The 14,780-nt window shown below is 47.0% G+C and carries 10 protein-coding genes; 8 read left to right on the forward strand and 2 right to left on the reverse strand.

Annotated features, from left to right (window positions below; translation table 11 throughout):
• Positions 1-85: 85 nt before the first annotated feature.
• Positions 86-1,015 (forward strand): alpha/beta hydrolase family protein, encoded by a 930-nt coding sequence (locus tag AC1XTG_RS20345; RefSeq protein WP_484843215.1) that lies wholly within the window; start codon positions 86-88, stop codon positions 1,013-1,015.
• Between the two features lie 13 nt (positions 1,016-1,028).
• On the forward strand, positions 1,029-1,943 hold the full coding sequence (locus AC1XTG_RS20350) for a helix-turn-helix domain-containing protein (RefSeq protein ID WP_484843216.1): 915 nt from the start codon (positions 1,029-1,031) through the stop codon (positions 1,941-1,943).
• Here AC1XTG_RS20350 and AC1XTG_RS20355 read toward each other — a convergent pair.
• Positions 1,940-2,893 carry an AraC family transcriptional regulator gene (locus AC1XTG_RS20355; RefSeq protein ID WP_484843217.1) on the reverse strand — a complete coding sequence of 318 codons (954 nt, stop codon included), beginning with the start codon at positions 2,891-2,893 and terminating at the stop codon, positions 1,940-1,942. The two genes, AC1XTG_RS20350 and AC1XTG_RS20355, sit on opposite strands and share 4 nt — an antisense overlap.
• Positions 2,894-2,986: 93 nt before the next feature.
• Here AC1XTG_RS20355 and AC1XTG_RS20360 point away from each other — a divergent pair, with 93 nt between their 5' ends.
• The 3 genes from AC1XTG_RS20360 to AC1XTG_RS20370 all read left to right on the forward strand — a co-directional run bounded on the left by AC1XTG_RS20360 (position 2,987) and on the right by AC1XTG_RS20370 (position 5,369).
• The gene (locus tag AC1XTG_RS20360; protein ID WP_484843218.1) at positions 2,987-4,126 is read left to right on the forward strand and encodes an FAD-dependent oxidoreductase; all 1,140 of its coding nucleotides are present in this window, start codon (positions 2,987-2,989) and stop codon (positions 4,124-4,126) included.
• A gap of 209 nt (positions 4,127-4,335) precedes the next feature.
• The gene (locus tag AC1XTG_RS20365; protein WP_484843219.1) at positions 4,336-5,040 is read left to right on the forward strand and encodes a response regulator transcription factor; all 705 of its coding nucleotides are present in this window, start codon (positions 4,336-4,338) and stop codon (positions 5,038-5,040) included.
• Entirely contained in the window at positions 5,037-5,369 is a 333-nt protein-coding gene (locus AC1XTG_RS20370; protein ID WP_484843220.1) for an Hpt domain-containing protein, read from the forward strand. Before AC1XTG_RS20365 ends, AC1XTG_RS20370 begins: the two co-directional genes overlap by 4 nt.
• On the opposite strand, the gene AC1XTG_RS20375 is transcribed toward AC1XTG_RS20370, so the two are convergent.
• The gene (locus AC1XTG_RS20375; RefSeq protein ID WP_484843221.1) at positions 5,364-11,000 is read right to left on the reverse strand and encodes a hybrid sensor histidine kinase/response regulator; all 5,637 of its coding nucleotides are present in this window, start codon (positions 10,998-11,000) and stop codon (positions 5,364-5,366) included. The two genes, AC1XTG_RS20370 and AC1XTG_RS20375, sit on opposite strands and share 6 nt — an antisense overlap.
• A 194-nt stretch (positions 11,001-11,194) precedes the next feature.
• Here AC1XTG_RS20375 and AC1XTG_RS20380 point away from each other — a divergent pair, with 194 nt between their 5' ends.
• Genes AC1XTG_RS20380 through AC1XTG_RS20390 form a run of 3 tightly spaced genes read left to right on the forward strand, consistent with a single transcriptional unit; the run spans position 11,195 to position 14,780 of the window.
• Positions 11,195-12,445 (forward strand): styrene monooxygenase/indole monooxygenase family protein, encoded by a 1,251-nt coding sequence (locus AC1XTG_RS20380; RefSeq protein ID WP_484843222.1) that lies wholly within the window; start codon positions 11,195-11,197, stop codon positions 12,443-12,445.
• 50 nt (positions 12,446-12,495) lie between these two features.
• Positions 12,496-13,503 (forward strand): class I SAM-dependent methyltransferase, encoded by a 1,008-nt coding sequence (locus AC1XTG_RS20385; RefSeq protein ID WP_484843223.1) that lies wholly within the window; start codon positions 12,496-12,498, stop codon positions 13,501-13,503.
• 59 nt (positions 13,504-13,562) lie between these two features.
• A complete protein-coding gene (locus AC1XTG_RS20390; RefSeq protein ID WP_056284212.1) occupies positions 13,563-14,780 on the forward strand; it encodes a serine hydrolase domain-containing protein in 1,218 nt (405 codons plus the stop codon).

Below are 14,780 nucleotides of genomic sequence, written 5' to 3' on the forward strand. Positions count from 1 at the left end.
TTGGCTAAGCAATGCCCCGATTTCACTACGCCGGGGAGTTAAGGGCTGATGAACTTTGCATTATCAAAATTTAATCAAAGATCAAATGAAACAGTCACAAACACCCATCATGAGTTTTAGTCCGGTTGTATTACCAGTTGCCGGCCGCCACGTAGATCTTGAAATGAAAGTCTCTGCTCCTGCCAGCGGAAATAACCTGCCGGTCATTCTTCTTTCGCATGGACATGGTCCGTCTAACTTTCTTTCTTCGTACAAGGGATATGCCCCCATGGTTGATTTCTTTGCGGCAAAAGGCTTCGTGGTAATTCAACCCACTCATCAAAATTCGAGAGCACTTGCGCTTCCTTCATCCCTTCCTGAAGCACCCTTGTTTTGGAGTTCACGGGCAACGGATATGCAATTTATCCTGGATCATCTGGACGAGATTATTGCGACAGTACCTGGGCTAGCCGGGAGAGTTGATAAAACAAAAGTGGCTGCCGTCGGCCATTCCATGGGCGGCCAGACCGTGGCTATGCTGGCAGGTATGGAGGTAACCGACCCCGCCACAGGTAAAATAGTGAATGCTGCAGAACCGAGATTAAAAGCCCTGGTGCTGATTGGCGCGTCTGGTGGACCCGAAGGATTTAACGGAGTAAACAGACAGCATTATCCTGTGTTGGCGGCGGGCAATTTCGGCACCATGACTTTGCCAGCACTTATTGTGAATGGGGACAAAGACATCAACCTCATGTTCTCTGATGTGGACAATTGGCGAGCAGATGCTTATTACCAAAGTCCGGGACCGAAAGACCTGCTGACTGTTTTCGGTGCCGAACACATCTTTGGTGGCATATCGGGGTATGATGCCCGCGAAACAAGTGATGAAAATCCGGAGCGTGTTGCCTTTGTATGTGAAAGCATTCTTGCCTATGTTCGGAGTATGTTTGATCCAAACGATACAAGCTGGGAAGATGCCAGGAAAAGCCTTAACGGCGTACAGGGTGCATTAGGCAGTATTGAAAGTAAATTATAAAACAGGCATTATTATGAAGGATGAGCTGTCTAGCCATAGATTCCATTCCTTATCAAGGCTGCATAAGGCGCTGGACATTCCGGCACCTATGCACCCATTGGTAAGTTTAATCAACAATGCTGATGGGACCGTTCCGCTGGAAAGACTTCCCAGTCCCCATATTCTTAATTTTTACAAGATCTCTTATAAGATGAACTTCCAGGGAAAGTTTAAATATGGGCAGCATTACTACGATTTCGACGAGGGGGGAATGTTCTTTGTTTCGCCTAATCAGATCACGGGAGGCCACGCACCAATCAGTGATCAGTCTGGTTATACTCTACTTTTTCACCCGGATTTTTTACTGGGTTACGAACTCGCCCGAAAGATCAAAGAGTACGGATTTTTTTCCTATTCTATCCATGAAGCGCTGCACTTATCCGAAAAGGAAAAGACCACGATCATTTCTGTTTTTGAAAGCATTGAAGAAGAATTGAAGGACAGAATTGATAATTTCAGCCAGGACGTTGTGATTTCTCAGATCGAATTGCTGCTGAATTATGCCAACCGGTTTTACAACCGGCAATTCATTACCCGTAAGGCAGTAAGCAGCGATCTGCTTCAAAAGGTGGAAGACATTTTACATTCCTACTTTCAGTCAACACCCGCCCAAAAGCAGGGGCTTCCAACTGTTCAATTTCTGTCTGAGCAATTAAACGTGAGTGCGAGTTATTTAAGTGATATGCTGAGATCACTTACAGGACAAAATACGCAACAGCACATTCATAATCACCTGATCGAAAAAGCAAAGGAACAGTTATCGACGAGCGATGCTTCGATCAGCGAAATAGCGTATGAATTAGGGTTTGAACATCCGCAGTCTTTCAGCAAACTTTTCAAGCTCAAAACCAGTGTATCTCCTTTGGATTTCAGGCGTTCTTTTAATTAAAGCATAACTGAAAACTTCTTTGGCTTAACACCAATGTGCTTTTCGAATACCCTGGAAAAGTGGCTCAGGTTGGCAAAGCCGAGTTGATATCCTACCTCTGAAACGGACAGCCTTTCTGTTTTTAATAGACGCGCCGCCTCATTGATGCGGAATGCCTGATAATAGCTGAATATGCTGTTGCCGAATATTTGTCTGAATAACCTTTTTAGTTTCGTTGGACTCATTTGGGCGCTACTTGCTAATTCACTAATTACCGGCGGGACTTCCAGGTGTTCCAGCATTTGTTCCTTAATCCGGTAAATGGTTTGAATATCCTTGCCATTTAATGCATAAAGCTGGTTTTCATCCCGCTTTTCCAGGACCATTAACAATCGGCAAATCAGTTCCTCGGTTTTTACACGCCGAAAAAATAAGGCAAAATTGTCATCAACCGTTTCGCTTACCAGCTGATCAATAATGGTCTGTAAAGCGGGAAATACCATTTCTTCAAAAAACAAAGGCTGCGTGTTTTCCAGCAGGCCTTGCAAGGCCGGCGATTTGTGGGATAAAAAGAGTCTTTTCAGATAATTGGCGTCCATTTCTACATTGATCATTGCCCGGTTGCGTTGAATTGGAATAACCAGATTAGGGTTCAGGCGACTGGTTAAGATCAAAACCGACGGGGCCTGCTGATCTGCTGGTATATGGGTTGATGTCGTTAGCACATGCTGGAACTTAAACAGGATCATTCTTCCCGCAGTTTCTATATCCGGATTGTCAATGACGAGGTCTTCTCGGAGCTGGTAATTGAAAATGATCAGCCGGATAAACTCATTGAATTCGAACCCGGCGCAATAACCATTACCGAATTTCTGAGGAATATCCAGTCGCCAGTTTTTCACCTCTGTCCCTAGTCGATGAGCTAGCCCGATCAGCACTTTGGGTATTGTTGATTGTTTATCTTCTTCCATTAAAGTCTTTTGAGACTATTTTTGAGTCTAATGTAGCTAATTTGCTTCTAACAGACTTGGTAAGTTTGCATTGGGATTAATCAATACCAACTCATGATGCTTAGTAACAAACAGGTAGCCATTGTTGGCGCTGGGCCGGTTGGTCTTACGTTGGCCAGCTTATTACAACAACAAGGTGTCCATGTCACTGTCTATGAGCGGGACAAAGACGCTCAGGCCAGAATCTGGGGTGGGACCCTTGACCTTCATAAAGAGTCGGGGCAAGCTGCCTTGAAAAAAGCAGGTTTGCTCGAACGCTATTTTGCGCTGGCAAAACCAATGGGGAGGACTCTGGCCGATCAGCACGGCAATGTTATTTTTTCTAACAAACCAACCGCTGAAAACCAATTTGATCAACCCGAAATCAGCAGAAATGATTTACGGACTTTACTGCTTGATAGTTTGGCTACCAGCACAGTACTTTGGGACAGAAAATTGACAGGGCTTTCCCGGGACAATGGAAAATGGAAGCTACATTTTGACGGAAAACCGGATGCTGCCGCTGATCTGGTGATCGGCGCAAACGGCGGGATGTCCAGGCTAAGATCTTATGTGACAGATGCACAGGTCGAAGACACTGGCACCTTTATTATCCAGGGCGAAGTGCTTGACCCGGCACAGAAATGCCCCAACTTCTACCAATTGTGTAACGGCAATATTTTGATGAGTTCGTACCAAGGCAACTTACTGGTAGCAAACCCCGATAATCACGGGGCATTGGCTTACGGAGTAACATTCCAAAAACCAGAAGAATGGTCGAACGGTCCTGGACTGGATTTTAAAAGCCCGGCCCGTATCTGCACTTACCTTTCCGAAAGATTTGCGGATTGGGACAAGCGTTATCATGAATTGTTCAAGGCCACATCGTTCTTTGTTGGTTTGCCCACCCGAAAACTGTCTCTTGACAATCCCTGGAAAGTAAACCGACCGTTACCAGTGACACTGATCGGAGATGCCGCACATCTGATGCCGCCTTTTGCCGGTCAGGGTGTAAATATTGGCCTGATGGACGCTTTATTGTTAGCAGGTAATCTGACCAGCGATAATTATGAAACCATGCAGGCCGCTATTGAAGATTATGAGCACAAGATGTTTGCCTATGCATCTGATGCCCAAAGAGCATCCAGCGAGAATGAGATGGAGATTCGTCAACGCGACTTCACGTTTCAGAGATTCATGTCTCCTTCGCAGTAAACAATTTATGAAGAAGGGTTCAATTACAGTTGACTGTGAATGCATTGCTGTCAGCCTGTGGCTGTTTTGCCGCTTTTAGTTATTTGCATTGAAATGGAAATATGACACCAAAACCATTCAATAAGAATATTGGGGAAAAAAGAAATGGAGGACGATATAACTCTATTTTTGCCGCCTTTGCATCCCGAAATTTGCACTAACTCAACACAATGGAAACGCCAAGCTTACTACTGATCGACGACGAGATCCAATACAGTGAATTGACCAAGGAATATCTGGAAATGAAGGGCTGCAAGGTCATGCTGAAACACGATGGACAGGCCGGGCTCGACGCATTTAAACTACATTCGTTTGACCTCTGTGTGCTGGATGTTAAAATGCCTAAAAAAGACGGCTTCACACTGGCCGAAGAGATCAAGGAAATCAATGAAATGACACCCATTATTTTCCTGACCGGGCAGTCGCTGAAAGAAGACAAGATCAAAGGCCTGACGCTCGGCGCAGACGATTATCTGACCAAACCATTCAGCATGGAAGAGCTTTACCTGCGGATCAAAGCCATTTTGAAAAGGGTAAAAGTGCAGGAGAAATCGGTTGTGATTGACCAATATCAGTGGGGCGATTCAAAATTTGACCTTGAACTCCGGGAGCTCACAGTTGCAGGTGAAAAAATCAAGCTTACTTCCATTGAATCCAAGCTGCTGAAACTGTTTTGTGACAATCAGAATAAAGTACTCACGCGCGATGCAGCAATGATAGGAATTTGGGGCGATGAGGAGCATTACCGCGGATATAGTTTGAATGTGTACGTCGGCAAGCTACGCAAGTTCCTGAAACCCGATTCTTCCGTGGAGATCCTGAATCTGCATGGAGAAGGTTATAAGCTGGTGTATAAACAAAGTGTGGCCGGATGATCGATTTGTCTTTGCTTAAAAATCTGATGTCAGGCGATGAAAAACTTGTCGCACGTTTTATTTCGATTTTTAGAACACAGGTACCCGCGCAGGTTCGGCAACTGCCTGGCCTTTGCGAGAATCAGGAATGGGAAGAACTTTCAACTTCGCTCCACAGCCTTAAAACCCAGTTCAGCTATGTGGGCATAATTGAATTTGCTGAACAAATGCGGGAAATGGAAGAAAATGTCGACAATGGAGATACCAGCTCAATCGCAGCCGGGATCAGTCAGTTTATAAAAGCCTTCGATCAATTCATGCAAGCGGAATTTCCGGAAAACAGCTTATAGCGTTTGCTCCATCTGCTTTGTCGCTTCCAGCAATTTCCTGATCTTATATTTTAATTTTTTGGCTTCAATGGGTTTGGTGATATAATCGTCCATACCTGCATTCCGGCACTTTTGCGCTTCGGCCGGATTCGCATTGGAAGTAAAGGCGAGAATAGGCGTGTTTTTATCTTTTTCCCGCAATCGAATCGCCTGAGTTGCCTTGTAACCGTCCATGACGGGCATTTTTACATCCATTAATATGATGTCAAAACTTGCTTCGTCCAGCTTTTTCAGCGCGATCTCACCATTGTCGGCAATCGTAACACGCACGTTCTGGATGATTTTTTTCAAAGTTTCTTCCGCGACGACCTGATTGAAGAGGTTGTCTTCCACCAGCAGGATATTCACGCCGGAAAGTATTCTTTCATTGTCTTCATCCTCCACATGCTCACCAGGGTTGCAGATCTCGAAAGTCAGGTTGAAACTGAATGTGGTACCCTGGCCCAGAATGCTGTTCACCTGCATGCTGCCGCCCTGTTCTTCCACGAGCTTTTTAGCGATAAACAATCCCAGCCCGGTCCCCGATTGTTTGGTGTTCAGATCGTCGTCAATGCGGGTGAACGTTTCAAATATATAAGCCAGCTTGTCCTGCGCAATGCCGATGCCCGTGTCGGTTACCTCGAATAGCAGCTCCTCACTTTCCCGGTCTTTGTTCACTACACTTACCCGGATCGAAACACCGCCATTATCGGTGAATTTGACTGCATTGCCGGCCAGGTTAAGCAAAATCTGATGCAGTCGGATCGGGTCGCCGATCAGTTGCAGACTTACATCATCGTCGACGGCCACTTGCAAATTAAGTCCCTTTTCTTCCGCAATTACTCTCAGGATATAACCCAGTCTGTTCATCCTGTCGCGCACCTGAAATGGTTTATTTACAAATGAAAACTTGCCAGCCTCGATTTTAGAATAGTCGAGAATGTCGTTGATGATCGCCAGCAGGTTTTCGGAAGAGTACCTGATCCCCTTCGCATACTCGGTTTGCTTCGCATCGAGCTGGGTATCGAAGATCAGCTCCGACATGCCCAGGATCGCCGTCATCGGTGTGCGGATCTCGTGGCTCATATTAGCGAAAAACTGCTCCTTGAACCTTGATTTCTCTTCCACAAGCTGCTTCTGACGTTCAATTTCCTCTTTCTGAACCTGGATTTCCGCAGTTCGTACCGCCACTTTTTGTTCCAGCTTTTCATAGAGAATCGCATTCTCAATGGAAACTGCAATTTGTCCTGACAGTAACTTCAAAAGCTGGGTGCGTTCATTGGTAAATACCGCTGTGGCCAGGTTATTTTCAAGATAAAGCACCCCCACCAGCTTGCCTTGGTTCAATGCCGGAATGCACAATGCAGAGCGGATTTGCCTTTCTGCGATTACCGGATCGTTTTTAAAGGCATCACTGGCAAGTGCATCGTGCAGGACGACGTCTGATTTTGTGTGAAAAACGTGCTCGATAATGCTGGCCGGAACTTCATTCGAATCGGCCAGGCGCAGCTTGCGGACGTCGCTCACTTCATCAATCACCGACCTTCTGGCTTCAATGTACAATTCACCGCCCCAGTCGAGCACGAAATAGCCCGACTGCGCGCCCGCGTTTTCAATGGCGAACTGCATGAGCTTTTCCATTAACCTGCTGAACACTACCTCACTGGAAATTGCAGTAGAAGCTTTCATCAGTGTAGCCAGATCCAGTGTGGAAACAATGCTTTCTCCCGCAGTAGCCTTGGATGTGAATGGAAGCGTCTGATCAAAGATATCCTGTGAAAGTACCGGGAATTCAGCCAACAATTGTCGCTCTTTGATCACACAACCCCATTCTCTGTAACCGTCCAATGCTGCACTCAGGTAAGTCAGGGCCATTTTGATCTGGCCTTTTTCACTCCAAAACCTGCCGCAAAGCTCATTGGACAGCGCTGCTTCGTGCAAATGTCCGTTCGCATTGCTGGTCTTAATGGCTTTGTCGTAGCTAACAGCGGCTTGCTCACTCTTCCCTTTTGCAGCAAAAATCTCGGCCTCGAGCAGATAAACCCTGTGTTCCAGGTTGATGGGAATGTGCCGGGAAAGCTTCCTTAATTTATCGCAATGTTTGACAGCATTTTTGAGGTGAAGATTACTTCCGCGCCCCGTTTTGTAAACCGCGCTATTCAGCAGACTGAAAAAGAATGAGAAAAGCGATTCGAACTGGGTACCGCGCACATTGGTGGCAAACCGCTCAGCCTGCCGCGCATATTCCAGTCCTTTTTCAGTTTCACCGGAGAAACAGGCAAGCGCCATTTTGTAGGCAAAGCAGACAAACATGCGGGAGTTATTCTTCAAAGCAAAAATGCCGGAAAAATGAGCTCCTTCATCGAAATAATCCCCGGTCAAAACGACAGGGTCATTATTCTCGCCCAGCAGGTTGCAGGCGATCTGAATCAGCGGCTCGTTATAATGCGAAACCGGTTCTTTGGAGAGCGATTTGGGCAGCTGCTTGTAACGTAGCATTTCGTGCTTTACCCAATGGAGGTTTTTGCCGGAAAGTAATAAGTGGAAACTGTAAGAACTGGATGCATAGGAGCAATATTCCACGTCGCCACGTTCAACCCCGGTTTGGTAAGCAACCCGAAGTGGTTCGAGCGATTCATTGATATGTTCGCCCGACGAGCGGTTGATGATGTTGAACAAAAGTAATGTCCGCGCTTTTGCTGCTGAGTTTTCCATCCGGTCGGCGAGCTTCAATGCCACATTTCCGTACCGGTAACAAGCTTTATGATTTGTTTCAATGGCATTCACAATGGCGCCGTAAGTCGCAAATGTGATCGCAGATTCAGGCGCGATGCCGTATTTGAGCGACAGCTCGACCATTTTGAGTACCATTACCGGGTACAGCTTGGGTATTGCAGAAAACGAGGCGGCGGTAATGTTCTGCAAAAGGCGCATCGCAGCCAGCTTATCTGGCTCGGTCATTTTAGGCAAGTTTTCAAGATCCTCGATTTGCTTGCCGCGCATCAGCCATTTGGATTTCAAATAGCCGACAATCGTGTGAACAGTGCTGACCTTCGAAGGGAAAGTAACATTCAGATCTTTTAATACTTTCAATGACAGCGCAATAGCGTCCAAATGCTGCTCATGAAATATAAGGCTCTGGATCTGGGTATGATATAGCTCAATCCGATCTGCTGCATTTTTTGTGAGACCTAATGCCGTTTCGGCAACGCTCATACAAGTTGCTGCGTCGCCAGCCAGGTAGGCGCTCTCGGCGAGATGCAGATGCAGGTCGAATGTAAGCTGATATGCATTTGTCCAATCTTCGTGAGTCAGCATTTCCTGCCCGATCCTGAAATAGGCCATAGCCACTGAATATGCAGCGGAGGATCTGGCCTTTTTGCCTGCTTCAAAATTCAGTCCGGCTATTTTATGCCGCTCTTCGGGTTGTGAAAAGTTTTTGGGGTGATGATTGAGATGGTTGACGATCTCGAAAAGCTGCTCGTAACGCTCCGCGGGTGAAAGTCTTTCAAGCAAAAAATAGCCGATATTCACATGCATTTCGTCCCGTGATTCGGGTGAAAGCAGGTTATAAGCCGCCTGCTGCACCTGGTCATGGACGAACCGGTACCGTTTTGTTGTCAGAAACTGATGCTCATTTCCCCGGTCGGCCGAGAGGCGCAGCAAATTTTCTGTTACCGCTTCGCGCAAATCCTCCGCCGTTTCCTGCGGCGTTTTATCATTTAATGCCGAAAGCATGATCAGATCGAAATCCGAACCAATGCACGATGCGGTCACCAAAGACTGGCGAGCTGGTTCCCCCAGGTTGTTGATCTTGGAAGTAAGTAATTGCTGCGATGTTCCCGACAATGCATAACCCGCTACTTCCTGCTGATTCCAGGTCCATTTACGTTGCTGACTGCTGTATGCTACCAGTCCGTTCGCTACCAGGTCTTTGATCGTTTCCGAGACAAAAAACGGGTTGCCGAGCGTGCGGGTGAGCACCACGTCGGCGAGCCGGGCGGCGATGTTCGGGGGACAGGAAAGCGTGTCGGATACCATTTCAGTAATGTCCGCGGATTGTAACGGATACAATGTGAATGGGGTCAGGCCGGCTGTTGCCGCGTCCATATCCTTTAATGCAGCGCGCAGCGGATGGTTTTCAGTCAGTTCATTGTCACGGTAAGTGCCGATGATCAGCAGGTTGGAGCCTTCTACCGAGTAGGTAACCCGGCTCAGAAAGCGCAAGCTGGAAGGGTCGGCCCAATGAAGATCGTCGAGGAAAATGACAAGCGGGTGTTCCTCTTTGGTAAAAACATTGATAAACCGTGTAAACACATTCACAAAGCGGTTCTGCGCTTCAATGGGCGTCAGGCTTTCTACCAGCGGCTGCGTTCCGATGATCTTTTCCAGCTCGGGAATTACATCAATTATGATCTGCCCGAAAAGACCCACTGCGTCCAGTATCTGTGCTTTCCAGCAGCCCCGGTCACCGAGTGAAATCTTGCAGACGAGCTCTTTAAAAGCTTGTATAATCGCCTCGAATGGGATATTCTGCACATATTGGTCAAACTTTCCTGTAATAAACAACACGTTTTGAGCTTCTATCCGGTTTTGCAGCTCCCGGATCAGCGACGATTTACCGATACCCGAATTACCTGAAACCAGTACCATTTCATTGCGCTCACCAATGCGCCCGAAAGCTGCAGTTAAAAGCGCGATCTCCTGGTCACGTCCATACAGCTTATCCGACAGACTGAACTCGCCGGCAGTATCATGCGCGGCGATTTGAACTTGAAATGCCTCATTCCCCTTATTTAGATTTGTCGCGCAACATGCAAGATCGTGCCTGATCCCGCTTGTGGTCTGGTAACGCCCGGAAGGCTTTTTGGATAAAAGTTTCAGAATAATCTCCGAAACCGCAACTGGTACTTCCGGGTTAATTTCTGACGGGTTTGCAGCCGAGCGCGCCATGTGTGCATGCACCAGCTCATTGGGATCGGCATTTTCAAAGGGTAAAACGCCAGTGAAAAGCTGGTAGAACATGACGCCCAAATGGTAGTAATCCGACCGGAAATCCACCGGAATGTCCATCAGCCCGCTTTGCTCGGGCGACATATATTGCAATGCAGCCAGGGAGGTGTTCGCCCGGGTAACCTGACCTGAATTTTCCTGTAAAACCGCGTAGCATAAATCAGTCAATCGGGTTTCAAGTGTATCTGTATTGATCAGGAAATGAACCGGCCGCAGATCCGGATGCGCAATGTTGTGGTATTGCAGCTCTTCGATGATTTGTGTTAAAGACAATGCAATCTTCAACGCGGCATCAATTGCTGGCTGGTTTTCTGATAGATAAGCTTCCAGGTTGCAGCCTTCAAAATCGTCCATTTCGAGCACCAGGTAATTTTCCGGCCGCAGCAAGCGACGGTGATTTAAAATCCGGCTGAATGTAAACTGGCTGCCGAATTCAAATTCCTGCTCGATTTCCTGACCAGCCGCATCGTGAACACCGCTAAAAGGAATAACCTTCAAAATCAGCGTTTCTCCGGTGGCTGAATCTTCCGCGCGTACCGTTGATTTATGCAGTTCTTTATGTAATACATTGAAGATCCGGTATTCCTGAACGTTTATCATAGCCAGAGGTCGTGAGTATCGTAATGCTGTGTATATCAAAGTCCTGCAAAGTCTGACTTTCACCTTATATCATCAAATCCCGCCGCCCGATTTTTATAATTTTTTATACTTTTTTAGGACTTCTTTCAATTTGACCGCTTTGCGCCGCCTTACCTTTGTCGTGTTCAAAAAATCAAATGCAAAATCAAAGCGCAATGAGAAAGATAGCAATCATGGGAGCAGGGCAGTCGGGGTTGCACCTGGCGATCAGACTTGTAAAAAGCGGATACGACGTGACGATCATTTCGGAACGTTCTGCCGAAGAGATCTTCAACGGTCCGCCGACGGGAGCAACCTATCTTTTTCACGACACGCTGCAATTGGAGCGCGAGCTTGGTCTCGATTTCTGGAACGACACAGCTTATCATTCCACGGGTTTCAATATCAATTTCGGTAAGCCGGACGGAAACTTCGCTTTCGGTATTAAATCACGCACCAGCAAGCCCGGTGTTTCCATTGATCAGCGTCTTAAATTTTACCAATGGATCAAGCTTTTTGAAAAGCTGGGAGGCAAGTTCGTAGTGAGCGACACCACACCTTCTGATCTGCTCGAATGCACAGCGCAGTTTGATCTTGTCATTGTATCATCGGGAAAGGGCCCGCTCGCCAGGCTTTTTACAAAAGATGAGCAGCGCTCTACACACGAAAAGCCGGCCCGGAAGCTTGTACAGCTGCATATCAACGATTTTGAACAAACCGATAAGACGAAATTTACTTCCATCACCCTGGATGCATTAATGGGTAGCGGAGAAATCATTACCGCACCATTTTATCAGAAAGACGATATTCAATGCTCTTTTATATTGGTCGAAAGCATTCCCGGCGGGCCAATGGACGTGTTCGATGACGCGACGACTGCCTCAGAATTGCTCGCAAAAGCAAAAGAAATGATCCGGACATTAATGCCCTGGCGCTACCCGGCCTTTGCCAATGCGGAGGTGATCGCCGACAATGCATTTTTAAAAGGTTCGTTCACGCCGGTAGTACGTAAGCCGGTGGTACAGCTCAACTCAACTGCGGCAGTACTCGGAGTAGGCGATACCGTTATTTTAAATGATCCTATCGTTGGTCAAGGAGGTAATAATGCGTCCAAAATGGCCAACGTGTACGCCAAAGCGATCATTGCGAGAGGCAACAAACCTTTTGACGTAGCCTGGATGAACGAGACTTTTGAGACCTTTTGGGAGTATTCGAAATATACAAACCGGTTCTCGGACATATTCCTGGCGCCCGCACAGCCGCACGTGGTGGAAGTGCTCCAGGCCGCCACGGAAAATCCTGAAATCGCCTCTGATTTTGTAAACGGCTTTAACCACCCGCCCGCATTATTCCCTTGGCTCGACGATGCGGAAGAGGCTAAGAAATACCTGAACAGCAAAACCCGAACCGCAGAGCCTGTCGTGTAACAGGCCTGCAATACCCAAATCGTTACTTACTCACACGTAAAATTCAAACAATGAACAAGCTCAACTTCGCATCTGTCGCAGATGCAGAACAGGAGAACTATGTCTCCGTTCCAACAGAAAAAGACTTTGTATTCGAGTCACAAACGATCTCCATGCTGCGCCAGATGCTGGCGAACGGCGGGCCTGACGAGCAGGAGTATCCGCTCATTGATCATATTATGCAGCAGTTATACCGCATGAAGCAAAGTGGGATGATAGGCGAAATGGAAACTGCTTTCCTGCAAAGCATTTTTAATAATGAATTTTTAGCAAATACCATTCACGGCTACGTGTATCGCAAACCGTTAGGCTATGCAGGCGACTACGCGCTGATCGATATGATCTATACATACGACAGTTTCAACCATCCTGATTACCAAAAGTGGGACCGTTACTTTCACTATCACGCGGCAACAGAGGCAGTGCGAAACCGGAAAGCATTTTTTAAAGACAAATTGCTGGCCAAACTGAAAGACCGCAAATCGCCGCTCAACCTGCTGAATGTAGCCAGCGGTCCCGCGCGTGACCTGTTCGAGTTGTATCAAATGATCGATCCACAGACGCTGCGGACGACTTGCGTGGATATTGATTCCGATGCCATTTCTTTTGCAGGTAACCTTTGTCAACCCTATGAAGATCAGGTTCATTTTTGCAGAAAAAACATTCTGCGCTTTTCAGGAGCTGAGAAGTATGATGTAATCTGGTCGGCTGGTCTGTTTGATTATTTTGAAGATCGCGTGTTTATCATGGCTATCAAACGGCTGCTTACTTTCCTAAAACCTGGCGGTGAGATCCTGATCGGTAACTTTTCAGAAAACAATCCGAGCCGCGGTTACATGGAAATTTTCGGCGAATGGTTCCTGATTCACAGAAGTCCCGAAGAGCTTATCCGGCTCTCCATGGAAGCGGGTGTGAATCGTGCAAACATCACCGTAGAACAGGAGCCGCTGGGCATTAATCTGTTCCTCAAAATCCGCAGCGCATTATCCGCAGAGCAGTCAGCACTCTGCATGAACTAGTCTCGCTTACCCAATTCAATTATATCCATACCAATCAAAAATTCTCAATTAACTCAAAGATGAAAAATCGCTTTTTAAAATCCGGTACATTCTGTTTTGTCTTACTATCGTCCCTGTTTGCCACCAGCTGCCGGGAAGACGAACTGCTTTCGGAGCAGGTTACTACCGAAAAAATTTCGGATTCCACGCGTGCGGCCAAGTTCGGGGTTCCTACCAAGTTTGACCAACATGTATTCGCACAGAAAATAGAAGAATATATGGAGCCGCTCGTGGCGGGATACGGCTACACCATCTACAATGACGGTGTTCCTTATTATGTGTCCAATGGCGGCGATGGTTTTGCGCGCAAACCTGTCGATACTCCTTTGCAATTCCACAGCGCAATGGCGAAACAGGAAATTTCTAAGGTGAGCCAATATGTAACGGCCATTGCGGTGATCCACGCACTTCAAAAGCATAAGGTAGACCTGGGTTCAGCGGTGTGGCCTTACCTGCCCAAATACTGGAAGCCAAGTAAGGAATTCAAGACGCTAACCTTTGAAAGACTGCTGGCGCACCAGACCGGGCTGATTGATTACCACGACCATTACAAACTGTCACTGACAGTCTCAGGCGATGTGAACAAAGCTGTTTTTGAAGCCAAGACTGTTAAAAACGACGACGTGAACTACCTGTTGCTTGGCATTATATTGCCTTATCTGGAAGCGAAGAAGCTCGCTATACAAGGAAACAGCACAAAGCTGAACAGGCTGGAACAGTCGAATGACAATTTTTTTGAGTATGGTGAACAGTTCCGTGCTTATGTGAGAGAGAATGTGTTCAAGGCTGCTGCACTGGAAAGTGCAAGTGTGATCGACTGGGGCGGCTGGAACGAAAAAGGCACTATTCCATCTTCGCAGGCCAGCAAGGGATACCCTACCAAAAATGGCGATGAGCCGGGAACGAAAAAGGTGCAGCACCTGGTCGACTGCGGAGTGACCGGCTTGTACATGAGTGCAGAGCAGTTTGCGAAATTACAATCAGCAGTTGCCCAGTTCAGGATTGTCAGCTTTGATAACCTCAACAGGATGAAATCCAAGCTACTCGGTTTTGACGGAAGCGTTGCAGGCAAAAAGAGCATTTATTACTGGAAAAAGGGCGAAGAAAATAATTGCGAAGCGATGATCATGGATTTTGGAAAAGTGCAGGTTGCAGTATTCGCTACCTCCACACACAGCCAGATCTCCAATCCTGCGGTGCTGTCGCAGATGTATGAGGCTTCTTTTAAAGAGTTGTAA

The organism is Dyadobacter sp. HNCC25DJ183 (assembly GCF_056895175.1).

Coding starts and splice junctions, on each gene's coding strand:
- AC1XTG_RS20345 (WP_484843215.1), top strand. CDS start 86: ATGAAACAGTCACAAACACCCATCATGAGTTTTAGTCCGGTTGTATTA.
- AC1XTG_RS20350 (WP_484843216.1), top strand. CDS start 1,029: ATGAAGGATGAGCTGTCTAGCCATAGATTCCATTCCTTATCAAGGCTG.
- AC1XTG_RS20355 (WP_484843217.1), bottom strand. CDS start 2,893: ATGGAAGAAGATAAACAATCAACAATACCCAAAGTGCTGATCGGGCTA.
- AC1XTG_RS20360 (WP_484843218.1), top strand. CDS start 2,987: ATGATGCTTAGTAACAAACAGGTAGCCATTGTTGGCGCTGGGCCGGTT.
- AC1XTG_RS20365 (WP_484843219.1), top strand. CDS start 4,336: ATGGAAACGCCAAGCTTACTACTGATCGACGACGAGATCCAATACAGT.
- AC1XTG_RS20370 (WP_484843220.1), top strand. CDS start 5,037: ATGATCGATTTGTCTTTGCTTAAAAATCTGATGTCAGGCGATGAAAAA.
- AC1XTG_RS20375 (WP_484843221.1), bottom strand. CDS start 11,000: ATGATAAACGTTCAGGAATACCGGATCTTCAATGTATTACATAAAGAA.
- AC1XTG_RS20380 (WP_484843222.1), top strand. CDS start 11,195: ATGAGAAAGATAGCAATCATGGGAGCAGGGCAGTCGGGGTTGCACCTG.
- AC1XTG_RS20385 (WP_484843223.1), top strand. CDS start 12,496: ATGAACAAGCTCAACTTCGCATCTGTCGCAGATGCAGAACAGGAGAAC.
- AC1XTG_RS20390 (WP_056284212.1), top strand. CDS start 13,563: ATGAAAAATCGCTTTTTAAAATCCGGTACATTCTGTTTTGTCTTACTA.